At 66.3% G+C, this 22,644-nt stretch carries 19 protein-coding genes and 1 pseudogene; 8 read left to right on the top strand and 12 right to left on the bottom strand.

Annotated features, from left to right (window positions below; genetic code table 11):
* Positions 1 to 3: 3 nt before the first annotated feature.
* Complete coding sequence (locus tag ABIC90_RS13845; RefSeq protein WP_354354703.1) at positions 4 to 513, bottom strand: cupin domain-containing protein; 510 nt, start codon at positions 511 to 513, stop codon at positions 4 to 6.
* Entirely contained in the window at positions 510 to 1,928 is a 1,419-nt protein-coding gene (mpl, locus tag ABIC90_RS13850) for a UDP-N-acetylmuramate:L-alanyl-gamma-D-glutamyl-meso-diaminopimelate ligase (protein WP_354354705.1), read from the bottom strand. The genes ABIC90_RS13845 and mpl overlap by 4 nt, the downstream gene beginning before the upstream one ends.
* A gap of 111 nt (positions 1,929 to 2,039) precedes the next feature.
* On the opposite strand from mpl, the gene ABIC90_RS13855 reads away from it, so the two are divergent.
* The 7 genes from ABIC90_RS13855 (at position 2,040) to ABIC90_RS13885 (ending at position 8,539) form a co-directional block, all read left to right on the top strand.
* Positions 2,040 to 2,636 carry a hypothetical protein gene (locus ABIC90_RS13855; RefSeq protein WP_354354707.1) on the top strand — a complete coding sequence of 199 codons (597 nt, stop codon included), beginning with the start codon at positions 2,040 to 2,042 and terminating at the stop codon, positions 2,634 to 2,636.
* Positions 2,637 to 3,191 (top strand): TlpA family protein disulfide reductase, encoded by a 555-nt coding sequence (locus ABIC90_RS13860; protein WP_354354709.1) that lies wholly within the window; start codon positions 2,637 to 2,639, stop codon positions 3,189 to 3,191. It abuts the gene before it with no gap.
* A gap of 100 nt (positions 3,192 to 3,291) precedes the next feature.
* Positions 3,292 to 3,753 carry an acetyl-CoA carboxylase biotin carboxyl carrier protein gene (accB, locus tag ABIC90_RS13865; RefSeq protein WP_354354711.1) on the top strand — a complete coding sequence of 154 codons (462 nt, stop codon included), beginning with the start codon at positions 3,292 to 3,294 and terminating at the stop codon, positions 3,751 to 3,753.
* Between the two features lie 120 nt (positions 3,754 to 3,873).
* Positions 3,874 to 5,223 carry an acetyl-CoA carboxylase biotin carboxylase subunit gene (gene accC / locus ABIC90_RS13870; RefSeq protein ID WP_354354713.1) on the top strand — a complete coding sequence of 450 codons (1,350 nt, stop codon included), beginning with the start codon at positions 3,874 to 3,876 and terminating at the stop codon, positions 5,221 to 5,223.
* 17 nt (positions 5,224 to 5,240) lie between these two features.
* The gene (gene prmA / locus ABIC90_RS13875; protein ID WP_354354715.1) at positions 5,241 to 6,131 is read left to right on the top strand and encodes a 50S ribosomal protein L11 methyltransferase; all 891 of its coding nucleotides are present in this window, start codon (positions 5,241 to 5,243) and stop codon (positions 6,129 to 6,131) included.
* 91 nt (positions 6,132 to 6,222) lie between these two features.
* A complete protein-coding gene (locus tag ABIC90_RS13880) occupies positions 6,223 to 7,578 on the top strand; it encodes a zinc-ribbon and DUF3426 domain-containing protein (RefSeq protein ID WP_354354717.1) in 1,356 nt (451 codons plus the stop codon).
* 58 nt (positions 7,579 to 7,636) lie between these two features.
* On the top strand, positions 7,637 to 8,539 hold the full coding sequence (locus ABIC90_RS13885; protein ID WP_354354719.1) for a carbohydrate kinase family protein: 903 nt from the start codon (positions 7,637 to 7,639) through the stop codon (positions 8,537 to 8,539).
* A gap of 81 nt (positions 8,540 to 8,620) precedes the next feature.
* Here the strand turns inward: ABIC90_RS13885 and ABIC90_RS13890 are convergent, their stop codons facing one another.
* From ABIC90_RS13890 to ABIC90_RS13925, 8 genes are all read right to left on the bottom strand, one after another.
* On the bottom strand, positions 8,621 to 9,205 hold the full coding sequence (locus ABIC90_RS13890; RefSeq protein ID WP_354354721.1) for a histone H1-like DNA-binding protein: 585 nt from the start codon (positions 9,203 to 9,205) through the stop codon (positions 8,621 to 8,623).
* Between the two features lie 196 nt (positions 9,206 to 9,401).
* Positions 9,402 to 10,631 carry a ribonucleotide-diphosphate reductase subunit beta gene (locus ABIC90_RS13895; RefSeq protein ID WP_354354723.1) on the bottom strand — a complete coding sequence of 410 codons (1,230 nt, stop codon included), beginning with the start codon at positions 10,629 to 10,631 and terminating at the stop codon, positions 9,402 to 9,404.
* A 191-nt stretch (positions 10,632 to 10,822) separates the two neighbouring features.
* The gene (locus tag ABIC90_RS13900) at positions 10,823 to 13,738 is read right to left on the bottom strand and encodes a ribonucleoside-diphosphate reductase subunit alpha (RefSeq protein ID WP_354354725.1); all 2,916 of its coding nucleotides are present in this window, start codon (positions 13,736 to 13,738) and stop codon (positions 10,823 to 10,825) included.
* Positions 13,739 to 14,089: 351 nt separating this feature from the next.
* Complete coding sequence (ampD, locus tag ABIC90_RS13905; RefSeq protein WP_354354727.1) at positions 14,090 to 14,710, bottom strand: 1,6-anhydro-N-acetylmuramyl-L-alanine amidase AmpD; 621 nt, start codon at positions 14,708 to 14,710, stop codon at positions 14,090 to 14,092.
* On the bottom strand, positions 14,697 to 16,205 hold the full coding sequence (locus ABIC90_RS13910; RefSeq protein ID WP_436318212.1) for a sigma-54-dependent transcriptional regulator: 1,509 nt from the start codon (positions 16,203 to 16,205) through the stop codon (positions 14,697 to 14,699). Before ABIC90_RS13910 ends, ampD begins: the two co-directional genes overlap by 14 nt.
* An 89-nt stretch (positions 16,206 to 16,294) precedes the next feature.
* Complete coding sequence (locus ABIC90_RS13915) at positions 16,295 to 17,992, bottom strand: two-component system sensor histidine kinase NtrB (protein WP_354354731.1); 1,698 nt, start codon at positions 17,990 to 17,992, stop codon at positions 16,295 to 16,297.
* Positions 17,993 to 18,008: 16 nt separating this feature from the next.
* On the bottom strand, positions 18,009 to 18,281 hold the full coding sequence (locus tag ABIC90_RS13920; protein ID WP_354354733.1) for a PP0621 family protein: 273 nt from the start codon (positions 18,279 to 18,281) through the stop codon (positions 18,009 to 18,011).
* Positions 18,278 to 19,093: a cytochrome C assembly family protein gene (locus ABIC90_RS13925; RefSeq protein ID WP_354354735.1), complete on the bottom strand. Its 816-nt coding sequence runs from the start codon at positions 19,091 to 19,093 to the stop codon at positions 18,278 to 18,280. Before ABIC90_RS13925 ends, ABIC90_RS13920 begins: the two co-directional genes overlap by 4 nt.
* Before the next feature lie 193 nt (positions 19,094 to 19,286).
* On the opposite strand from ABIC90_RS13925, the gene ffh reads away from it, so the two are divergent.
* Positions 19,287 to 20,675 (top strand): signal recognition particle protein, encoded by a 1,389-nt coding sequence (ffh, locus tag ABIC90_RS13930; RefSeq protein WP_354354737.1) that lies wholly within the window; start codon positions 19,287 to 19,289, stop codon positions 20,673 to 20,675.
* Between the two features lie 68 nt (positions 20,676 to 20,743).
* Here the strand turns inward: ffh and ABIC90_RS13935 are convergent, their stop codons facing one another.
* Together ABIC90_RS13935 and ABIC90_RS13940 are read right to left on the bottom strand one after the other, a co-directional pair.
* Positions 20,744 to 21,883, bottom strand: coding sequence for an AAA family ATPase (locus ABIC90_RS13935; protein WP_354354739.1), 1,140 nt, complete (start codon positions 21,881 to 21,883; stop codon positions 20,744 to 20,746).
* A pseudogene (locus ABIC90_RS13940) lies at positions 21,880 to 22,530 on the bottom strand (RNA ligase family protein); the annotation flags it as partial. The gene ABIC90_RS13935 and the pseudogene ABIC90_RS13940, both read right to left, overlap by 4 nt.
* Between the last annotated feature and the right edge of the window lie 114 nt (positions 22,531 to 22,644).

The following is a 22,644-nucleotide window of genomic DNA, read 5'->3' on the forward strand; positions in this document are numbered from 1 at the left end:
GTTTCAGAGCATCCCGGCCAGGTCGGGCCAGTGGTGCCGCATGGCCGCCGCCTCGTCGCTGTCGGGCGGCACCATCGAGAAATCGGCAAAGTCGAAGCCCGGGCCGACCATGCAGGCGACCAGCGTGTAGTCGCCCGTGGTGTGGCCTTGAATAGGCCGGGCGGCCTGCCATTGCCCGGCGGGCACCACATGCTGCGGGCGCGTGCCATGCGCGTCGACCGGACCCAATCGCACATGGGCCGGTGCGGTGCGCATCGCTGCATCGCAAGTCCAGAGCGCCAGCGGCACGCCTTCCAGATGCACCCAGACCTCGTCGGAAAGCACCCGGTGCCAGCGCGAATGCTGGTTCGCCTCGAGCAGGAAATAGATGCTGGTGAGCGCGCTGCGCGAAGGCCGGCCGTCGGTGGGCAGCACGCTCGCGGTCGAGCGGAACACCTCGCCGTACCAGCCGCCCTCGGGGTGGGGCTGCAGTCGCAGGGTGTCGATGAGTTCGCGGGCGCGCATGGCACTCATGATGCGGCGTTCGTACGGAGCGCCACAAGCAGTTTGTCGTGCACCCCGCCAAAACCGCCATTGCTCATGCAGACGATGTGATCGCCTGGCCGCGCCGCGGCAACGATCTGCGCCACCAGCGGCTCGATGGCGCCCGCCACCTGCGCGCGCTCGCCCATCGGCACCAGTGCGGCAGCGGCATCCCAGTCGAGCCCGGCGGTGTGGCAGAACGCCAGATCGGCCGATTCCAGGCTCCAGGGCAACTGCGCCGCCATGACGCCGAGCTTCATCGTGTTGCTGCGCGGCTCGAACGCCGCGAGGATGCGCTCACTTTGCCTGCCTGCGGCATCGAGCTTCCTGCGCAGGCCGTCGAGCGTGGTGCGGATGGCCGTGGGGTGATGTGCGAAGTCGTCGTAGACCGTGATCGCTCCGCCGCTGCGTTGTTCGGCCGTTCCGCGCAGTTCCATCCGACGGCGCACGTTATGGAAGCTGCCCAGCGCGCGGGCCGCATCGGTCGGCATCACGCCCACATGCTCGGCCGCTGCGATGGCGGCCAGCGCATTCATCTGGTTGTGCAGGCCCGAGAGTTCCCACTCGACACGGCCCACCGCTTCGCCCCTGTGCAGGACGTCGAAGGCATCGTGGGAGCCGCGGGCCTGCCATCCGTCGTGGGTGCCGTCGGTGCCGCCGAAGTACGCGACCTCGCTCCAGCAGCCCTGGGCCAGCACGCGCCGCAGGCTGTCTTCGATGGCGTTCACTACCAGCCGGCCGGTGCCCGGCACGGTTCGCACGAGGTGATGGAATTGGCGTTCGATGGCAGCGAGATCATCGAAGATGTCTGCGTGATCGAACTCCAGGTTGTTGAGCACCGCCGTGCGCGGCCGGTAGTGAACGAACTTGCTGCGCTTGTCGAAGAAGGCGGTGTCGTACTCGTCGGCTTCGATGACGAAGGCCGCGCCGTCGCCCAACCGGGCCGACACGCCGAAATCCAGCGGCACGCCGCCCACCAGGAAGCCCGGCGCCTTGCCGCCCTGTTCGAGCACCCAGGCCAGCATCGAGGTGGTGGTCGTCTTGCCGTGGGTGCCGGCCACCGCCAGCACATGACGGCCGAGCAGCACGTGCTCGGCCAGCCATTGCGGACCGCTGGTGTAGGGCTTGCCGGCGTCGAGGATGGCTTCCATCAGCGGAAACTTCGGCGAGCCGTCGGGCAGCCGAGCCCTCGACACCACGTTGCCGACCACGAACACGTCGGGTGCAAGGGCCAGCTGATCGGCGCCGAAGCCCTCGATCAGGTCGATGCCCAGCGAGCGCAACTGGTCGCTCATGGGCGGGTACACGCCGGCGTCGCAGCCGGTGACCCGATGGCCCGCTTCGCGCGCCAGGGCGGCCAACCCGCCCATGAACGTGCCGCAGATACCCAGAATATGAATGTGCATCGGGCGATTCTAGGGAGGCGCCCTGCGGCGTCCGCCGCGCATCCCCCGCGTTCGCCCCGAGCTTCATGTTGATTTCGTGTGGGCGACGGCGACTGCGGGCAGAATGCCCCGATGGACACGTCCAAGCGTGAAATCGCCGCCACCGCAGCCCGCCTTGTCGTCGAGGAGGGGCTGGAATACGGCCCTGCCAAACGCCGGGCGGTGCGTGATCTGGGGCTGTCGTCACGCTCATCGCTGCCGAACAACGACGAGGTCGAAGCCGAGGTGCGCGACTACATCGCGCTTTTCTGCGCCGACACCCAGCCTCAGGAATTGCACGCGCTGCGCCTGCTCGCGCTTGAATGGATGGAGCGCATGGCCGCTTTCCGCCCGCACCTGGGCGGTGCCGTATGGCACGGCACGGCCACCCGCCTGTCCGACATTTACATCCAGATGTTCTGCGACGATTCCAAGTCTGCCGAGATCGCCCTGATCGACCACCACGTGGACTACGAGCCGCGGATGGTCACCGGATTCCACGGCGAGCAGGTCGAGGCCTTGAGCGTGCATGCGCACAGCCGCGCGCTGGGCGAGGAAATCGGCGTGCACCTGTTGGTCTACGACCTCGACGACCTCCGGGGCGCCCTGAAACCCGATGCCCAGGGCCGCACGCCCCGCGGCGACCTGCCGGCATTGCGCCGACTGATCGAAAGAGAAAAGGACAATTGAATGACTTCTTCGCCGACACGACGCGGCATGCTCTTTGGTGGCGTGGCGGCGGTGGCCGCCGCTGCCGGGGCGGGTGGCGCCTGGTGGCGGGAGCGCAGCGAAGGCGGCAGTGCGGCGGGCGGCGAGAAGCTGGACGCCAGCTTCTGGGCCCAGAAATTCGAACGGCCAGAGGGCGGTGAGCTGGCGCTTGCGAGCCTGCGCGGCAAGCCGTTGCTGCTCAATTTCTGGGCGACGTGGTGCCCGCCTTGTGTCGAGGAAATGCCGATGATCGACACCTTTTTCCGCGAAAACAGCGCCAACGGATGGCAAGTGGTGGGATTGGCCATCGATCAGCCCAGCGCCGTGCGCAAATTCCTGCAGCGTACGCCGGTCACATATCCCACGGGATTGGCCGGACTGCAGGGCACCGAAATGGTCAAGAGCCTGGGCAACACGGGCGGCGGATTGCCCTTCACGCTGGTCCTGAATGGCAACGGATTGGTAGCAGCTCGTAAAATGGGCAAGCTGGAGCCGAGCGACCTACAGACGTGGCGGCGTGAACTTGTTCATGGTTAGAATCGCCCGCTCACGCTGGCGTTAGCCGCCAAACGCTGAAAATCACCGATTTTCGGCCAAGTTATATCCGAATGACCGTTCAAGCCGGCACTGGAGTCCCATGGATCTGCGCAAACTCAAGACACTGATCGATTTGGTGTCCGAATCGAATATTTCCGAACTGGAAATCACCGAAACCGAAGGCAAGGTTCGCATCGTCAAGGGCGGCGGCGCCGCTCCGGTGCAGTATGTGCAAACCCTGGCCGCGCCGCCTGCCGCCGCCCCGGCCGCAGGCGCACCCGCAGCCCCAGCGCCCGCAAGCGCCCCCGCAGCCGAAGCCGCACCGGCCGGCCACGCGGTGAAGTCGCCGATGGTGGGTACCTTCTACCGTTCGTCCAGCCCGGGCGCCGCCGCTTTCGTTGAAATCGGCAGCAAGGTGAACGAGGGCGACACGATCTGCATCATCGAGGCGATGAAGATCCTCAACGAAATCGAAGCGGACAAGTCCGGCACGATCACCCAGATCCTCGGCGAAAACGGGCAGGCGGTCGAATACGGCCAGCCGCTGTTCATCATCGAGTGACCATGTTCAAGAAGATTCTGGTTGCGAACCGGGGGGCTCGCGCCTCGGCGCGGACGGGCGCAGACCGTCAAATTGCCCTGGCACGCGCAGCGTGCGGGCGATGCAGCCGCGAGGGCGCATATGTTTAAAAAGATCCTGGTCGCCAATCGCGGCGAAATCGCCCTCCGGATTCAGCGTGCCTGCAGCGAGATGGGCATCAAGGCCGTGATGGTCTACTCCGAAGCCGACCGCGACGCCAAGTACGTCAAGCTGGCACAGGAGGCGGTCTGCATCGGCCCGGCGCCATCGGCGCTGAGCTATCTCAACATGCCGGCGATCATCTCGGCGGCCGAAGTGACCGACGCCGAGGCCATCCACCCCGGCTACGGCTTCCTGAGCGAAAACGCCAACTTCGCCGAACGCGTGGAGCAGAGCGGCTTCCAGTTCATCGGCCCCACGCCCGACAACATCCGCACGATGGGGGACAAGGTCTCGGCCAAGCAGGCCATGATCAAGGCCGGCGTGCCGTGCGTGCCCGGCTCCGAGGGCGAGCTCTCGGACGACGCGACCACCAACAAGCGCATTGCCCGTGCGATCGGCTACCCGGTCATCATCAAGGCGGCGGGCGGCGGCGGCGGTCGCGGCATGCGTGTGGTGCACACCGAGGCGGCGCTGGTCAACGCGATCCAGATGACCAAGGCGGAGGCCGGCGCGGCCTTCAGCAATCCGGCCGTGTACATGGAGAAGTTTCTCCAGAACCCGCGCCACATCGAGATCCAGATCCTTGCCGACAAGCACAAGAACGCGGTCTACCTGGGCGAGCGCGACTGCTCCATGCAGCGCCGCCACCAGAAGGTGATCGAGGAATCGCCGGCCCCCGGCATTCCGCGCAAGCTGATCGAGAAGATCGGCGAGCGCTGCGCCGCAGCCTGCAAGAAGATCGGCTATCGCGGCGCCGGCACCTTCGAGTTCCTTTACGAGAACGGCGAGTTCTACTTCATCGAGATGAACACGCGCGTGCAGGTGGAGCACCCGGTGACCGAGTTCACCACCGGCATCGACATCGTGAAGACGCAGATCATGGTGGCCGCCGGCGAGAAGCTGCCGTTCACCCAGCGCCAGATCGAGATGCGCGGCCATGCCATCGAGGTGCGCATCAACGCCGAAGACGCCTGGAAGTTCACGCCGTCGCCGGGCCGCATCACGATGTGGCACCCGCCGGGCGGCCCCGGTGTGCGCGTCGATTCGCATGCGTACACCAACTACTTCGTGCCACCGAACTACGATTCGATGATCGGCAAGATCATCGTGTACGGCGACACCCGCGAGCAGGCCATGGCCCGCATGCGCACCGCGCTGAACGAGACCGTGATCGAAGGCATCCAGACCAACATCCCGCTGCACCGCGAACTGATGGTCGACGCCAAGTTCATGAGCGGCGGCACCAACATCCACTATCTCGAAGAGTGGCTCGCGGCGCACAAGCGCTGAGCGGAACGCACGACGCCATGTTCGAACTTCGCCTGATGGCGCCGGAAGACCGGATCGAAACGCTCAGCGACGCGCTCGACGCACTCGATGCGCTGAGCGTCTCGGTCGAGGACGCCGATGCGCAGACCGATGCCGAGCAGGCGCTCTTCGGCGAGCCCGGCATGCCGCCGCCCAAGGACGGCTGGCAGCGTTCGCGCGTGATCGCGCTGTTCGCCGACGAGGCGCTCGCGAACGAGGCCGCATCGGTGCTGGCGCTGCAGGACTTCTTCGAAGGCTGTGCGGTGCTGGGCGTGGCGAACGTGCCCGAGCAGGACTGGGTGCGCCTGACGCAATCGCAGTTCGCGCCGGTCGAGATCACGCCCGAATTCTGGATCGTGCCGACCTGGCACGAACCGCCCGCGCAGGCGAAGCAGGTGATCCGGCTCGACCCGGGCCTGGCCTTCGGCACCGGCACGCATCCCACCACGCGCATGTGCCTGCGGTGGATTGCGAGGCAGGGCGAGGGTGCCTTCGGCGACCAGCGCGTTCTGGACTACGGCTGCGGCTCCGGCATCCTGGCCATCGGCGCGGCGAAGTTCGGCGCGCCGGACATCGATGCTGTGGACATCGACGAGGCGGCGGTGTCGTCGACCCGGCTCAATGCCGAGGCCAACGGCGTTCGCCTGAACGCAGGCCTTCCGGACGCGGCCAAGGGCAACTACAACACGGTGCTCGCCAACATCCTGGCGACACCGCTCAAGGTGCTCGCGCCGCTGCTGCGCAGCCATGTGGCGACAGGCGGATCGCTGGTGCTGGCCGGCATCCTCGAGCGCCAGGCCGACGAGCTGAAGGAAGCCTACGCCCCCTATGCGGCGCTCGAAGTGAGCGACAGCGAGGACGGCTGGATCCTCATGACGGCACGCTGCTGAGCAGCGAGGCCGGGTTGTCGCGTCGCTGCGCGCCTTTCGCGGCATTCATGCCGTCCGCGCGGCAGGGGCCCAACCCTACAATCGCCCGGTCATGAGCCTCGTCACGCGTTGCCCCGCCTGCGCCACCACCTTCAAGGTGGTGCGCGATCAGCTTCGCATTTCCGACGGATGGGTGCGTTGCGGCCGGTGCAGCCATGTGTTCGACGCCACGCTGGATCTGCACGAGGCGCCCGACGGTGCGAATGCCGAGGTGTCGGCGTCGTCATCAACCGCGCCAGCGCCTGCACACTCGCCTGTGTTGACCGCGCCGTCCTCCGAGGCGCGGGTCGAGCCTGCCGGGCCGACAGCGCTGCCACGCGGCGCTCACGGCACCGAAGACGCGGACTTCTTCGACGACGAACCTGAAGAGCAAACGCCCACAACTGCCGCGGCGCCTTCGCCCGCATCAAACTTCTCATTGCCGACGCACGGCCTCATTTCCGACGAGCCCTGGTCCGACCTGGACGTCACCGAGCCCGCGTGGCGGCCGCCTGCGAGCTCCCTGCCGCCTTTCCCGAACATCGACCTGAATCTCGCGGCCCCGCCGCCGTCGTCGCCTCCACCGGCCCCGCCGTTGCCCGTGCCGCGGATCATCAAGTCGCACGGCCTGACCGAACCGACCCTGGCTGACGGCGACGCCGGCGACGAACAAGGCGAGAAGAGCGGGGAACAGGACCACGACCAGGTGCAGATGCAGAAAGCGCTGCGTCGGGCACGCGTCAAGTCGGCCAAGATCGCGAGCGCCAACAAGTCCCGCGAAGCGCGTGCCGCGGCCAAGGCGTCGGCCCCGACGGCCATCAGGGAACAAAGCGAGCCCGAAGCCGCCTCGTCGTCGTTGCCGCCGATGTTCGCCGAGCGTGAAGACGAGCATCTTTTTCCCGATCACGAAGACCACGACATCCCGGCCCCCGGTTTCTGGCAACGCAGGGGCGTGCGTTTCATGCTCGTGCTTTTGGCTGTGCTCGCCGTCGTGCTGCTTGCCGTGCAGGTGGTTCGCCACGAGCGCGACGGCATCGTTGCGCGCCAACCGAACCTGCGCCCCGCGCTGGCGGCGCTGTGCCAGTACACCGGCTGCGAGCTTTCGGCCCTGCGCCAGATCGGCGACATCGTGATCGAAGGCGCCGCCTTTTCCCGCGAGAAGAGCGGCAGCAACGATTACCGGCTGAGCTTCAGCTTGCGCAACAGCGCGACCGTGCCGCTCGCGATGCCGGCCGTCGAACTGTCGCTGCTCGACACGCAGGAGCGTGCCGTGGTGCGGCGCGTTCTGCTGCCCGCGGACTACGGCGCACCGTCGGTGCTGCAGGCGCGTGCCGATCGCGCGGCCTCGTTGCCGCTGACGCTGTCTCCGGCCGAGGCGGCTGCGCTGCCGCCCATCGCGGGCTATCGCGTGGAAGCTTTCTACCCTTAGCGGGGCGCTCGCACGCGCGCGTCCTTTTCTTCTTTCATCTTCAATCAACGGTCCACCCATGGCAGCAGTGATTTGCGGTTCGCTCGCGTTCGACACCATCATGACTTTCGAGGGCCGGTTCGCCGATCAGATCCTTCCTGACCAGTTGCACATCCTCAATGTGTCGTTCCTGGTGCCGGGTCTGCGCCGCGATTTCGGCGGCTGCGCCGGCAACATCGCCTACAGCCTCAACGCACTGGGCGGCACGGCGCTGCCGATGGCCACGCTCGGCAGCGACGGCGCCGACTACCTGGAGCGCATGCGCACGCTGGGCATCTCCACCGAGTTCGTTCGCCAGCTCGACGACACCTTCACTGCGCAGGCGATGATCATGAACGACGTCGACAACAACCAGATCACCGCGTTCCACCCCGGCGCGATGCAGCAGGCGCACATCACCCAGGTGGTTGCGCGCGAGGACATTTCGGTCGGCATCATCGCGCCCGACGGCCGCGAGGCGATGCTGCAGCACGCGGAGCAGTTCGCCGCCGCCGGCATTCCCTTCGTGTTCGATCCGGGCCAGGGCCTGCCGATGTTCGACGGCGAGGCGCTCAGGCATTTCGTCGAGCTCGCGAGCTGGGTCGTGGTGAACGACTACGAAGGCAAGATGCTGTCGCAGCGCACCGGCTGGAGCCTGGCGGAGATCTCGCAGCGCGTGCGCGGCCTGGTGGTCACGTTGGCGGCCGAGGGCTGCGAAGTCTGGACCGACGGCCAGCGCGAGCATGTGCCGGGTGTCACGCCCACCGCCGTGGTCGAGCCCACCGGATGCGGCGACGCATGGCGCGGCGCGCTGCTGTTTGGCCTGGAAAAGCAATGGCCGCTCGCGCAATGCGCGGCACTGGGCAACCGCATCGGCGCGCTCAAGATCGCGCAGCGCGGACCGCAGAACTACCAGGTCGACCGCGAGGCGCTGGGCCTGTAAGGCGCTGTTTCTGAAGCGCCCATAAAAAAAACCCGACACCGTGAGGTGCCGGGTTTTTTGCCGTCAAGGCCGCTGAAAGACTCAGGGCTTGCTGGCCGTCGGAAACGGCCATGCTGCCTGGGGGTTCAGCGTCGTTTGCGCAGCAGGAGCAGGTGCTACGGCGGCCTTGGCAGGAGCCTTTGCAGCCTTCTTTGCAGCAGGCTTCTTGGGCGCCGCCGCAGGCTTTGCAGCAGCGGCAGGCTTGGCGGCAGCGGCAGGCTTGGCAGCGGGCTTCTTCGCGGCTTTCTTGGCCGCAGCCTTTTTCGCAGGCGCCTTCTTGGCAGGAGCCTTCTTCGCAGCAGCCTTCTTCGCAGGCGCCTTCTTGGCGGCGGCCTTCTTGGCAGGCGCCTTCTTCGCAGCAGCCTTCTTGGCAGGCGCCTTCTTGACCGCGGCCTTCTTCGCCGGCGCCTTCTTCGCAGCGGCCTTCTTGGCCGGTGCTGCCTTCTTGGCGGCTACCTTCTTCGCAGGCGCCTTCTTGGCGGCTACCTTCTTGGCAGCGACCTTCTTGGCCGGAGCCTTCTTCGCAGCTACCTTCTTTGCCGGAGCCTTCTTGGCGGCCACGACCTTCTTTGCCGGAGCCTTCTTTGCAGCGGCTTTCTTAGCCGGCGCTTTCTTTGCAGTTGCCATTTCTATTTCTCCTTGATCAAGTTGAAAAAATCAACCTATTGAAGCACTCCACGCACGTTGGTAGCGTGAAGCGATTCATGGCGTTGGAATCTGAGCTCCAGCACCATGAACACCTGAGCCCTCGTCCATGCCGCGCTCTTTGGCGCGATCGGTGGCAAGGGCAATTCTTGAATTCATTAATTCTTGTCGGAAAGATTCAATCCCAGGAGAGCGCACCACCCGACTGGTACTCGATCACGCGGGTTTCGAAAAAGTTGCGCTCTTTCTTCAGGTCAATCATTTCGCTCATCCAGGGGAACGGGTTTTCTTCGTTCGGGAAGAGCGTTTCGAGGCCGATCTGCTGTGCGCGCCGGTTGGCGATGTACCGCAGGTAGCCCTTGAACATGGAGGCGTTCATGCCGAGCACGCCACGGGGCATGGTGTCTTCGGCGTATTTGTATTCGAGCTCGACGGCCTTCATGAAGAGGTCCTTGATCTCGGCCTTGAACTCGGAGGTCCAGAGGCCGGGATTTTCGAGCTTGAGCTGGTTGATCAGGTCGATGCCGAAGTTGCAGTGCATCGACTCGTCGCGCAGGATGTACTGGTACTGCTCGGCGGCGCCGGTCATCTTGTTCTGGCGGCCGAGCGCAAGAATTTGCGTGAAGCCGACGTAGAAGAAGAGGCCTTCCATCAGGCAGGCGAACACGATGAGCGACTTGAGCAGCGTCTGGTCGGTTTCGTGCGTGCCGGTCTTGAAGTGCGGATCGCTGATGGCGTCGATGAACGGAAGCAGGAACTGGTCCTTCTCGCGGATCGACTGCACTTCGTTGTAGGCGTTGAAGATCTCGCTCTCGTCCAGGCCGAGCGACTCGACGATGTACTGGTACGCGTGCGTGTGGATCGCTTCCTCGAAAGCCTGGCGCAGCAGGAACTGGCGGCATTCGGGGGCCGTGATGTGGCGGTAGGTGCCCAGCACGATGTTGTTGGCGGCCAGCGAGTCGGCGGTCACGAAGAAGCCGAGGTTGCGCTTGACGATGCGGCGTTCGTCTTCAGTCAGGCCGTTCGGGTCTTTCCACAACGCGATGTCGCGCGTCATGTTCACTTCCTGCGGCATCCAGTGGTTGGCGCAGGTGGCGAGGTATTTTTCCCAGGCCCACTTGTACTTGAACGGCACCAGCTGGTTGACGTCGGTCTGGCCGTTGATGATGCGCTTGTCGGAAGCCTTGACGCGTTGGGCGACCGCGGGCGTTGCGGTGGTGGCAGCCTGGCGCAGCGGTGCGGCGATGCCGTCATCGAGCTTGCGCGCTGCGGGTTGTGCAATCGACGAAGTCGGAGCATCCACCGTACGGCCTGCGGGCAAGCCGCTGGTCGATGCGTTGTGGTGCTGCAATCCTTGTTGCATATCCTTTGGTAAGGAGGGCTTGACTTCTTCGTCCCAGGTCAACATAGAAAAATCCAATGCTCAAATTATCGGAGTAACGATGTGAGTTGCAAAGTGCTCGATCACATCGCGCTCCATTTATGTGGTTGTTATGTTGCTCGCATGCATCGCGCGATGTCAGTCAATGCCTTCATTGCTTGAACGTCGCGCGACTCTCGCATGCACCTCACTGACTCACTGTCGCGAGCATCGGCGTGTCACTGGCACGCTTCACAGGTCGGATCGTCCACACCGCAGAAGGCGATGTCGGTGGCAGGCATCGCGCTCATCTGTGCCTTCGCTGCAGCAGCGGCGGCTTCGAGTGCGCTCATGGCCGAGGGTGCATCGCTGCCCGACGACACCGCGTTGAGACGGCCCGATTGCACCGTCGATTTTTCGGCGTGCGTCGCGCTCTGCGTGCGCAGGTAGTAGGTGGTCTTCAGGCCGCGCAGCCATGCGAGCTTGTAGGTGTCATCGAGCTTCTTGCCCGATGCGCCGGCCATGTAGATGTTGAGCGACTGCGCCTGGTCGATCCACTTCTGGCGGCGCGAGGCAGCTTCGACCAGCCACGTGGTTTCCACTTCGAACGCGGTGGCGTAGAGCGCCTTCACGTCCTGCGGCACGCGGTCGATGGGACGCAGCGAACCGTCGAAGTGCTTCAGGTCCATGACCATCACGTCGTCCCACAGGCCCAGGCGCTTGAGGTCGCGCACCAGGTAGTGGTTGATCACGGTGAACTCGCCCGACAGGTTCGACTTGACCGAGAGGTTGCCGAAGCACGGCTCGATCGAGGCGTCCACGCCGATGATGTTCGAGATGGTCGCGGTCGGTGCGATGGCCACGCAGTTCGAATTGCGCATGCCGTCGGCCTTGATCTTCTGGCGCAGCGCATCCCAGTCGAGCGTGGACGAGCGGTCGACCTCGACGTAGCCGCCGCGTGCCTGCTCGAGCAGGTCGAGCGTGTCGATCGGCAGGATCCCCTTGTCCCACAGCGAGCCCTTGTAGCTGGAGTACTTGCCGCGTTCCTTGGCCAGATCGGTCGATGCCCAGTAGGCGTGGTAGCAGATGGCTTCCATCGATTCGTCGGCGAACTGCACGGCTTCCTGCGAAGCGTAGGGAATGCGCAGTTCGTACAGCGCGTCCTGGAAGCCCATGAGGCCCAGGCCCACCGGACGGTGGCGCAGGTTCGAGTCGCGCGCCTTCTTCACGGCGTAGTAGTTGATGTCGATCACGTTGTCGAGCATGCGCATCGCGGTGGAGATCGTCCGCTTGAGCTTTTCCTGGTCGACCTTGCCGTCCTTCAGATGCTGCAGCAGGTTCACCGAACCCAGGTTGCAGACAGCCGTTTCGGTGTCGCTGGTGTTCAGGGTGATTTCGGTGCAGAGGTTCGACGAGTGCACGACGCCCGCATGCTGCTGCGGCGAGCGCACGTTGCAGGCGTCCTTGAACGTGATCCACGGATGGCCGGTCTCGAACAGCATCGTGAGCATCTTGCGCCACAGGTCCGAAGCCTGGATGGTGCGCGCGGGCTTGATCTCGCCGCGGGCAGCCTTCTCTTCGTAGGCAACGTAGGCCTTTTCAAAGTCGGCGCCGAACAGGTCGTGCAGGTCGGGCACGTTGGAGGGCGAGAACAGCGTCCAGGTGCCCTTTTCCATCACGCGGCGCATGAAGAGGTCGGGGATCCAGTTGGCGGTGTTCATGTCGTGCGTGCGGCGGCGGTCGTCGCCGGTGTTCTTGCGCAGTTCCAGGAACTCCTCGATGTCCAGGTGCCAGGTTTCCAGGTAGGTGCAGACCGCGCCCTTGCGCTTGCCGCCCTGGTTCACCGCCACGGCGGTGTCGTTCACCACCTTGAGGAACGGCACCACGCCCTGCGATTCGCCGTTGGTGCCCTTGATGTGGCTGCCGAGCGCGCGCACGCGGGTCCAGTCGTTGCCCAGGCCGCCCGCGAACTTCGAGAGCAGCGCGTTTTCCTTGATCGACTCGTAGATGCCGTCCAGGTCGTCGGGCACGGTGGTCAGGTAGCAGCTGGACAGCTGCGAGCGCAGCGTGCCGGCGTTGAACAGGGTGGGCGTGCTCGACATGAAGTCGAACGACGACAGCACTTCGTAGAACTCGATGGCGCGGGCTTCACGGTCGATTTCGCCGAGCGACAGGCCCATGGCCACGCGCATGAAGAAGGCTTGGGGCAGCTCGATGCGCGATTTGCGCACGTGCAGGAAGTAGCGGTCGTACAGCGTCTGCAGGCCGAGGTAGTCGAACTGGTTGTCACGCTCGGCCTTCAGCGCCGCGCCCAGGCGGGGCAGGTCGTACTGCAGAAGCTTCTCGTCGAGCAGCTCGTTTTCGACGCCCTTCTTGATGAACTGCGGGAAGTAGTCGGCGTAGGCGGTGGCACGGTCGACCGGCATCACTTCGCGGCCGATGATTTCCTTGAAGATCGTGTGCAGCAAGAGGCGCGCGGTGGCGAAGGTGTAGTCGGGGTCTTTCTCGATCAGCGTGCGGGCGGCCAGGATCGATGCCTTGTAGACCTCGTCCAGCGGCACGCCGTCGTAGAGGTTCCGCATCGTCTCGGCGACGATGGGCTGGGCGGTGATGCTGTCGCCCAGGTTTTCGCAGGCCGACTCGATCAGGCCCTTGAGCTGGTTCAGGTCGAGCGCGACGCGTTCGCCGTTGTCCAGCACGTGCAGCGTCGGCGTGGCCGGTGCTTGCTGTTCGACTTGCTTCGAGCGCTCCTGCGTGCGGCGTTCGCGGTACAGCACGTAGGCACGCGCGATTTCGTGGTGGCCGCCGCGCATCAGGCCGAGCTCGACCTGGTCCTGCACGTCTTCGATGTGGAAGGTGCCGCCGCCCGGGCGCGAGCGCACCATGGCGCGGATCACGGCTTGGGTGAGCGTGTCGACCGTTTCGCGCACGCTGGCCGAAGCCGCGCCCTGGGTGCCATGCACGGCCAGGAAAGCTTTCATCATCGCGATGGCGATCTTGTTCGGCTCGAAGGGCACGACAGCGCCGTTGCGGCGAATGATCTGGTAGTGCGCGAGGTTCTGACCGGCGGGGGAGCCCGCGGTGTCTCGCTGCTGCTGCGTGGGCGTGGACGGAACGGCACGCGGCGTGGATGGGGTGTTCAGGGCAGTTTGCATTCGCTTCCTCTCGGTAGGCAATTCTTGTTGGGTGGCAACGCCGCGGTCGGGCGCTGCGCCGGTGTTGTTGACCGGACGGAGGACACTATATCTAGGGTGCGGAGGGTCCACAAGCCACTACCGGTAGTGTTTTACGAGGGGTTCGATCGACCCGTCTATCTCTCTGGGCAGATGCCATCGCTGTCGATGCCGCGTGAATACTGGCCTATGGTCCCGCAACCCGCATGGGGCGTGGCTTGCGAGCCGATTTGGGCTTGCAGGGCGCATGGTTGCTGCGCCGCGCGTTTGCATTTTCGAGATTGCTGCAGTGCGGCCCGAGCGCATCGCAAGCTGCCCCGCGATTGAAAAAAACTAGCGCTCGATCACATGTGGGGGAAACATCTGTGATTTCCACCCCAATTGCGCGTGCAGCAAGCGCCAATCGAAGCCCGCGCCGGGGTCCTGTTTTCGGCCCGGTGCGATGTGCTCGTGACCGGCGATGTATTCGATGGCGTAGTGCTGCGCGATCGCGGGGCAGAGGCTGGCCAGCGTTTCGTATTGCGCGTCTTCGAAGGTGTGGCCCTCGAGGCCTTCGAGTTCGATGCCGATCGAGTCGTCGTTGCAGTTGCTACGGCCGCGCCACGACGACACGCCTGCATGCCAGGCGCGGTCGTCGCAGCTCACGAACTGCCAGAGCTCGCCGTTGCGGCGCACATAGAAATGCGAGGACACCTCGATGCCGCGGATCGACTGGAAGTACGGATGCGCGTCCCAGTCGAGCCGGTTGGTGAAGAGTTGCTGCACCGCTTCGCCGCCGTATTCGCCGGGCGGCAGGCTGATCGAATGCAGCACGATCAGATCGGTCTGCGCGCTGCCCGGGCGGGGGCCGAAGTTCGGCGAGGGCAGGGCTTTCGCGAAGCGGTACCAGCCGGCCTGCCAGAGCTCGTCGTCGGCGGAGTGCGCGTCGAGTGCGGCGTCGTCAGTCGTCGACATGGCTGCTGGCGCCATCGTCGCCGTTGGGCGTGGTGATGCCCAGGCGCGCGATGCGATAGCGGATTTGCCGCAGGCTCATGCCCAGCCGCGCGGCGGCCGCGGTGCGGTTGAAGCCGCTTTCGTGCAGCGCGCGCACGAGGATCTCGCGCTCCTGCTGGTCGAGGTAGGCCTGCAGGTCCGAAGGCAGAGGGGGCGGTGTTGGTGGGGTTGGCTTGAACGCCGCCACCGCGGCGGCCGGTGACGGCGGGGCCGCGACCGGCTCCTGCATCGGCGCGTCGTCGCGGGCCGCAAGCCCGGCGGGCGTGAGCGACGCCACTTCGGCGGCAGCCATCGTCGTGGCGACGTTGCCACCCATCAGGTCCAGATGCAGCTCGTCGCCGTCGTTGAGCGCGACCGCGCGGTGGAGCAGGTTTTCCAGCTCGCGCACGTTGCCGTCGAGCGGGTGCAGCGCCAGGCGGCGCAGCAACTCGGTCGACAGGTGCGGCACCGGCATCCCGCCGTCCTGCGCGATGCGCGCGAGCAGCGCTGCGCACAGCGCGGGCAGGTCTTCGCGGCGGTCGCGCAGCGCGGGCACCGCGATCTCGATCACGTTGAGGCGGTAGAACAGGTCTTGCCGGAAGCGGCCGGCCTGCACTTCGGCGTGCAGGTCTTTGTGGGTGGCGCTCACGATGCGCACGTCGACCGCTTCTTCCTGCGTCGAGCCGATGGAGCGCACGCTGCGCTCCTGAATGGCGCGCAAGAGCTTGGACTGCATGGCCAGCGGCAGGTCGCCGATTTCGTCGAGAAACAGCGTGCCGCTGCGCGCGGCCTGGAAGTAGCCGTCGCGGTCTTGCGACGAGCCGGTGTACGAGCCCTTCTTGGCGCCGAAGAATTCGGCTTCGAGCAGGTTCTCGGGAATCGCGCCGCAGTTCACCGCGACGAAGGGCCCTTCGGCGCGCTGGCTGCAGGCATGCACGGCACGCGCCACCAGCTCCTTGCCGGTGCCCGACTCGCCGCGCACCAGCACCGGCGCCATGCCGCGCGCGACCTTGGCGATGCGCGACTTGACCAGTCGCATCGGTTCCGAATCGCCCACCAGGCGATCGAGCGCGGTGACGCCGCTGCCGTTGATGCCGGGCGCATCGGCGGCGCGTTCGTCGCTCACAGCGGCAGTCGGCTGCATCGGCTTGACCTGCACCGCAGGCGCCCGGTGCGCCTGCACCGCGGAGGCGACCACCGCACGAAACTGCTTCAGGTCGACCGGCTTGGTGAGGTAGTCGAAGGCGCCCGCCTTGAGCGCTTCGACCGCGTTCTCGGCGGAGCCGTAGGCGGTCATGACCACGCAGCGTTCGCTGCGCTGGCTCTTCTGGATGCGCTGGATGATCTCCATGCCCTGTCCGTCGGGCAGCCGCATGTCGGTGATCACCGCGTCGAAGCGGCCCGCCTCCAGGTGCTCCCACGCTTCGGACACGCTGCCGGCCGCCTCGACGTGATAGCCCTCGCGCAGCAGCGTCATCTCATAGAGCGTGCGCAGATCGGGTTCGTCGTCGATGACGAGAATCTGCGCGGGACGCGGGGCGGAAGAGAGGGGGGTGCTCACGGGCGCTATTGTGTCAGCCGGTTCTCGCTGGCGGCGAAGCTCACGAAGAATTCATTGCCCTCGGGCCCGCCCGCCACCAGCGCCCGCCGCTCGTAGCCGATGGTGGCGCCGTGGCGCCGGCAGAGCTCGCGGCACAGAAAAAGGCCCAGGCCGCTGGAGCGGCTCTCCGACGAGAAAAAGGGCTCGAACAGGTGGCGCTGCACCGCCGGATCCAGCGGCGCGCCGTCGCTCCACACCAGCAGGCTGGGCCGGTTGACGCCGCCGCGCTGCAGCGTGGTGATGACCTGGATCGAGTCCTCGCGCTTGCCCGCGTAGCGCGAGGCGTTGTCCAGCAGGTTGACGATCAGGCGGCGCAGATGCTCGGCATCGAAACGCACATCGCTGTGGGGCGCATCGAGCGCGATGCGCACGCCCTTGCGCTGTGTCTGGCGCACCCATTCCTCGGCCAGGACCTGCACCGCGGGGTCGAGCACGATCTGTTCGCCGAGCGACAGCACGCGCTGCTGGCGGGCGCGCGACACGTCGAGCACGTCGTCCACGATGCGGGCCAGGCGCTGCGCGTTGTGCTGGACCATGTCGGTCAGCTTGCGGTGCGCGGGGTCGGTCAGGTCTTCGTTCAGCAGCGCGCTGGCCTGGGCGATGGCGGCCAGCGGATTGCGGATTTCATGCGCCACGGCGGCCGACATGCGGCCCATGGCGGCCAGTTTCTCGGTGCGGATGCGGGCTTCGAGCTCGCGCAGGTCCTGCAGGAACATCACGCACAGGCTGTCGGCGCGCCGGTCGCTGGTGGGCGTGAGCCGGGTGCGCACGCGCACTTCGCGCGCGGCGCCGCGGGCCTGCGCGACGGGGATCTCCTCGGTCTGCGGCGCCCGCCGCGCGAAGGTCTGGCGCGACAGCGCGGCCAGCGCATGCCAGGCCGGCTGGGCGTGCAGCGCGAAGGGCAGCGTGAGCTTCGCCAGGCCCTGCCCGAGGATGGTGTCGGCGGCCGGGTTGGCGGCATGCACCATGCCTTCGGCGTCGATCACCAGCACGCCTTCGGCGAGCGTCTCGATCACCAGGTCGTTGACCTCGGCCTGCATCTGCGCACTGCTGCGGTTGCGCTGCGCCACCACTTCCTCGCGCGCCAGCCGCCGCGCCAGCTCGTGCGCCAGCATCGCCACCACGAAGAGGCCGGTGCCGGTGAGCGCCGCCTGAACGAAGCGGGTCGACGAGTCGCCGGGCTGCTGCAGCCAGTGCCAGCCCGCATCGGCCAGCAGCAGCAGCGTGACGGTGGCCGTGGTGCCCATGCTCACGATCACCGTGCCGAGCACCGCGCTCATGAGCACCGGCAACGCGAACAGCGGCGTGTAGTTGACGTTGCCGCCCTGCAGCACCTGCAAGGTGGCGAAGGTGGCCAGATCGACGCCGATGGTCAGCAGCCAGAGCGTCGAGAAGCTGCGGATCGGCGGCTCGAAGCGCGCATAGCGCAGCTCCAGCCAGGTGGCGACCAGGTAGCCCGCCGAGATGGCGATGGTCAGCGCCTGCATCGTCTGTCCGAGCGCGAAGGCCACGCCCTGCAGCAGCACCAGCACCAGCGCGACGAAGCAGCGTGCGGCCATGAAACCGCGCCACAGCCGCAGCAGCGCGGTGCTTTCGCTGCCGCCTTGCTCCAGCACGTCCCAGTCGGTGACCGGATCGCCGCGCGTCCAGAGAGGGGTGCTCATGGCGCCTGGTGCGCGTTCAGCGGTGCGCCTCGGCGGCGGCCTGGCGGTGCGCCGGGCTGCAATAAACCGCGCCGTCGGGGGATGCGACGGCATCGCTGGCGGGCAGGTGCAGGCCACAATGGGCGCATCGCACCATGGCCTGCGGAGCGGCGACAGCGGGTGGCGTGGCGTGCCGTTGCTGCGCCTTGGCCATGCGCTCGCGCTGGGCGTCGCGCATCTCTTCGCGCCGGTTCTTGCGCCAGAGCCAGATCGCGATCCAGATCACCGCGAGGAGAAGGAGGTACTTCATACCGGAGGACGCGCCAGCACCACTTCGAGCACGAAGCGCGAACCCACATAGGCCAGCAGCAGCAGCGCCGAGCCCGCATACAGCACGCGGCGGGCCGTGCGGCCGCGCCAGCCGAAGCGCGCCCGGCCGATCAGCAGGACCGCGAAGGTGGCCCACGCGAGGACGGAGAACGTCGTCTTGTGGTCCCACTTCCAGACACGGCCCGCGGTGCCGTACAACTGCTCGGTGAACAGCAGGCCGGCCAGCAGCGTGGCCGACAGCAGCACGAAGCCCGCCGTGACGAAGCGGAAGGTGAGGCGCTCCAGCGTGAGCAGCGGCACGCCGCCTTCGGGGGGCGCGCCGGTCGTCAGGCGGATCTGCTTCTCGGCGCGCGTGATCAGCCATGCGTGGACCACGGCCGCGCCGAAGAGGCCATAGGAGGCGATGGCAAGGGCTAGATGCAATGGCATCCAAGGCGAGGCGCTGACATGAAGCGGCGTACCAGGGAAAAGAACGGCGATCAGCACGGCGGCGGCGCCCAGCCATGCCAGCGCGCGCCGCACCTTCAATTGCGGATACATGCGGCTCTCGATGGCGTAGACGGTGAGCACCAGCCACGCCGTGACCGAGAGCGCCGGCGCAAAGCCGAAGCGCGGCTCGCTGCCGATCAACCCATGGGCGAGGACGGCGGCATGCAAGAGCCACGCAATCCCGAGGGCCCATTGGGTAGTCTGACGGCTCAGCCTGGCACCTGCAGCGGCGGCAAAACCGTAGGCCGCCGCGGTGGCGATGCCCAGCGCCACGCCGAGTGGGGAGGGGATCGCTAAAATCATCGGTGGAGTGTAAAGGCTCGCCCCCAGGCTTCGCGCACTTCGTGTCGCTGCGCCAACCCCCTACCGGGGGCAACACCAGCGGCCCGGCAAAGCCGGTTCCGCGGTGTTTCGCGAAAAAGGCAGTGTCTGCCGTCGGCTCCAGGTTCCACGACTTTCCATCGGTTCGCCTAGCGGACAACAAGGTATTTCCTCCATGGCCACCGCCCTCACCGAAAAATTCTCCCGCCTCGTCAAGACGATGAGCGGCCAGGCGCGCATCACCGAAAGCAACGTGCAGGACATGCTGCGCGAGGTGCGCATGGCGCTGCTGGAGGCCGACGTGGCGCTGTCCGTGGTGCGCGACTTCGTCGCCCGGGTGAAGGAAAAAGCGCTGGGGCAGGAGGTGCTGGGTTCGCTCAAGCCGGGCCAGGCGCTGGTGGGCATCGTCAATCGCGAACTCGCCGCCACCATGGGCGAAGGCATCTCGGACATCAACCTGGTGGCCCAGCCGCCCGCGGTGATCCTCATGGCCGGCCTGCAGGGCGCCGGCAAGACCACCACCACCGCCAAGCTCGCCAAGCACCTGATCGAAAAGCGCAAGAAGAAGGTGCTCACGGTGTCGGGCGACGTGTACCGCCCCGCTGCCATCGAGCAGCTCAAGACGGTGACCAGGCAGGCCGGCGCCGAGTGGTTCCCGAGCACGCCCGACCAGAAGCCGCTGGACATCGCACGCGCCGCGCTCGACCACGCCAAGCGCCACTACTTCGACGTGCTGCTGGTCGACACGGCAGGCCGCCTGGCCATCGACGAAGTGCTGATGACCGAAATCAAGCAGCTGCACGCGGCGCTCGACCCGGTCGAAACCCTGTTCGTGGTCGATGCCATGCAGGGCCAGGATGCGATCAACACCGCCAAGGCCTTCAAGGAGGCGCTGCCCCTCACCGGCATCATCCTGACCAAGACCGACGGCGATTCGCGCGGCGGCGCGGCGCTGTCGGTGCGCCAGGTCACGGGCGTCCCCATCAAGTTCGCCGGCACCAGCGAGAAGATCGACGGCCTCGAAGTGTTCGACGCCGAGCGCCATGCCGGCCGCATCCTGGGCATGGGCGACATCGTCGCGCTGGTCGAGCAGGTCACGGCCGGCGTCGACGTGGCGGCGGCACAGAAGCTCGCGGCCAAGGTCAAGAGCGGCGCGGGCTTCGACCTGAACGACTTCCTCGGCCAGCTGCAGCAGATGAAGCAGATGGGCGGGCTCTCCAGCCTGATGGACAAGCTCCCCACGCAGATGGCCGCCAAGGCGACCGAGGCCGACATGACGCGTGCCGAGCGCGACATCCGCCGCAAGGAAGGCATCATCCAGAGCATGACCCCGCTGGAGCGCCGCAAGCCCGAGCTGCTCAAGGCCACGCGCAAGCGCCGCATCGCGGCCGGCGCGGGCGTGCAGGTTCAGGAAGTGAACCGCCTGCTCAACGAGTTCGAGCAGATGCAGGGAATGATGAAGAAGATGAAGGGCGGCGGCCTGATGAAGATGATGAAGAAGATGGGCGGCATGAAGGGCATGGGCGGGATGGGTGGGCCTGGCGGGCCGAAGCTGCCGTTCTGAGCCTCATACATATATAGAGACACACAAGAGAAGCCCGCCGGGGCATTTCCCGGTGGGCTTCGTCGTTTTCAGGTCTGCACTTCGTAGACCGTGTCGTGCGCCTCGATCGGCGCCGGCAGCTCCCAGCGGTGCAGCATTCGCTCGATGCCCGCGTTCGACAGCGTGGTGTCGCGCTCACGGTTGCGGCGCATCAGTTCGGCATGCGGCACCTCTAGGTACACCAGCTCGATCTGCGCGTGGTACGCCCACAGCAGGTCCAGCGTCTTGGTGCGCATCTGCTGGCTCAGGTGCGTGGCGTTCCAGACGAAGCGCTCGTGCTTGCGCAGCAGACCCTTGGCCTGGTCGACCGCGTGGTGCGCGGCCATGCCGTCGTTCTCGCCGTGCTTCAGGCCCAGCTCGGCGCGCGCATCGTCGAAGGACACCACCGGCCAGCCTTTGCGATGCTGCGCCACCCAGTGGTTCTTGCCGCTCGCGGGCAGCCCGCACATCACCGTGACCTGGGCGCCCTGCTGCTGGAACAGCGGGTAGTCGGGGCTGGTGTCGGCGCCGCGAAAGTAGGCCAGCCGCGTGTGCGCATCGGCCATTTTTCTCGGGCCGTGCCAGCAGCCTTCTTCCTGCGCGAGCTGCTCGAAGAGCGCGATATCGGCCAGGCTGTTCGCGCGCTTCTCGTAATGGCGGCCGAGCATGTCGCAGCGTGCCATGCAGCACAGGTCGGGCAGGCCCAGTTCCCACGAGAGCCTGTGCACCAGCCACTCGGGCCGCTCGCCCTTGCGCGAGGCGAAGGCATGGAACGGCACCTGGTGCACCGCGATGATCCGGCACACCGCCTCGCGCAGCGCGAAGGGCACGCAAGCCTTCCACATCAGCACGCGCACGTCGACCGCGCCGCGTCGCGAATGGCCGGGCTGGCCGATGCGGCCGCTGGCTTCGTCGATCACGGTGGTGTCGGGCTTGGCGATGTCGTGCAGCAGGCAGGCCATGAACAGCACGAAGCGGCGGTCGGCATCGGCGCGTTCGTAGTGCGGGTCCTGCATCAGCGCGTCCAGCACCATGCGCGTGTGGATGCCGACGTTGCCTTCGGCGTGGTAGTACGGGTCTTGCGGCGTTTCTTCCAGGCGCAGCAGGGCCGGAAGCAGTTCGCAGCATTGCGTCCAGTCGTAGCCTTGCGCGGGCGTGGGGACCAGCGCGCTCAGATCGTCGTAAGTCATCGCGGCCTCCTTGCGGTTGTTGCCAGATCGGTGGGGTCGCACAGCGTGCGCAGTCCCAGGTCTTGCCAGCTCACTTGCGGCGTCGGCGCATAAAGGTCGACGCCCGACGCGAGCCGGTTGGGCAGCACCGGCCGGCGGCTGTGGTGCGAGCCCGAGTCGAGGATGGTCTGCACGAAGTCAGGCCGCACCCACTTGTAGCGGCTGGTCACCTGGCCACCCGATTCGGTCTTGAGGTACAGGCCCTCGGCGAGGTCGGACAGGTCGGTTTGCTGTCGCACAAGGTCGAGTGGTTGGCCCTCCTGGGCGACGGCCAGTTCGAAGGCGGGCATCCAGTCAGCGCTGCGCGCCAGCGAAGGCTGCACCAGCGTGCGCAGTGCCTTCGCGCTGCGTGGCATCTCGCCTGCGTACAACACGGGCACCGACATCACCGGGCCATCAGCCAGCAGTGCATGCCGTGCAGGCGTCGAGAGAAAGCACGCCGCCTTTCGGTCGTAGAGATCGAACTCCAGGAAGAACGCGGGCAGCCGGTCGTACCAGCAGCTGTGCTTGGCAAAGCACCACTCGCCGTACATCACATAGCGGTCTTCGAGCCGTTCGAGCAGCGCCGCTTCATGCGCCGCGGCCCAGTGCTTGAACAGGTTGAACTGCCGCTCGCCCGCGCCCCCGGCTAGTGTCCTGTCCCGTTAATTCGTAGGCACGAGAACTGCTTGTGGTGAGGCATCCTTGGAGATGCTGCCATGCCCAACGCCCACGTACGCACT

The organism is Variovorax boronicumulans (genome assembly GCF_040544675.1).
GTDB lineage: Bacteria > Pseudomonadota > Gammaproteobacteria > Burkholderiales > Burkholderiaceae_C > Variovorax > Variovorax boronicumulans_D.

Excerpts from the sequence above, each read along its gene's own strand:
- accC (WP_354354713.1), top strand. The coding sequence starts at position 3,874 with ATGTTTAAAAAGATCCTGGTCGCCAATCGCGGCGAAATCGCCCTCCGG.
- prmA (WP_354354715.1), top strand. The coding sequence starts at position 5,241 with ATGTTCGAACTTCGCCTGATGGCGCCGGAAGACCGGATCGAAACGCTC.
- ABIC90_RS13935 (WP_354354739.1), bottom strand. The coding sequence starts at position 21,883 with ATGACTTACGACGATCTGAGCGCGCTGGTCCCCACGCCCGCGCAAGGC.
- ABIC90_RS13860 (WP_354354709.1), top strand. The coding sequence starts at position 2,637 with ATGACTTCTTCGCCGACACGACGCGGCATGCTCTTTGGTGGCGTGGCG.
- accB (WP_354354711.1), top strand. The coding sequence starts at position 3,292 with ATGGATCTGCGCAAACTCAAGACACTGATCGATTTGGTGTCCGAATCG.
- ABIC90_RS13895 (WP_354354723.1), bottom strand. The coding sequence starts at position 10,631 with ATGTTGACCTGGGACGAAGAAGTCAAGCCCTCCTTACCAAAGGATATG.
- ABIC90_RS13910 (WP_436318212.1), bottom strand. The coding sequence starts at position 16,205 with ATGACGCTGCTGCGCGAGGGCTATCACGTCGAGGCGGCCGGCAGCGTG.
- ABIC90_RS13915 (WP_354354731.1), bottom strand. The coding sequence starts at position 17,992 with ATGAGCACCCCTCTCTGGACGCGCGGCGATCCGGTCACCGACTGGGAC.
- ABIC90_RS13900 (WP_354354725.1), bottom strand. The coding sequence starts at position 13,738 with ATGCAAACTGCCCTGAACACCCCATCCACGCCGCGTGCCGTTCCGTCC.
- ABIC90_RS13855 (WP_354354707.1), top strand. The coding sequence starts at position 2,040 with ATGGACACGTCCAAGCGTGAAATCGCCGCCACCGCAGCCCGCCTTGTC.
- ABIC90_RS13920 (WP_354354733.1), bottom strand. The coding sequence starts at position 18,281 with ATGAAGTACCTCCTTCTCCTCGCGGTGATCTGGATCGCGATCTGGCTC.
- ffh (WP_354354737.1), top strand. The coding sequence starts at position 19,287 with ATGGCCACCGCCCTCACCGAAAAATTCTCCCGCCTCGTCAAGACGATG.
- ABIC90_RS13845 (WP_354354703.1), bottom strand. The coding sequence starts at position 513 with ATGAGTGCCATGCGCGCCCGCGAACTCATCGACACCCTGCGACTGCAG.
- mpl (WP_354354705.1), bottom strand. The coding sequence starts at position 1,928 with ATGCACATTCATATTCTGGGTATCTGCGGCACGTTCATGGGCGGGTTG.
- ABIC90_RS13880 (WP_354354717.1), top strand. The coding sequence starts at position 6,223 with ATGAGCCTCGTCACGCGTTGCCCCGCCTGCGCCACCACCTTCAAGGTG.
- ABIC90_RS13890 (WP_354354721.1), bottom strand. The coding sequence starts at position 9,205 with ATGGCAACTGCAAAGAAAGCGCCGGCTAAGAAAGCCGCTGCAAAGAAG.
- ABIC90_RS13925 (WP_354354735.1), bottom strand. The coding sequence starts at position 19,093 with ATGATTTTAGCGATCCCCTCCCCACTCGGCGTGGCGCTGGGCATCGCC.
- ABIC90_RS13885 (WP_354354719.1), top strand. The coding sequence starts at position 7,637 with ATGGCAGCAGTGATTTGCGGTTCGCTCGCGTTCGACACCATCATGACT.
- ampD (WP_354354727.1), bottom strand. The coding sequence starts at position 14,710 with ATGTCGACGACTGACGACGCCGCACTCGACGCGCACTCCGCCGACGAC.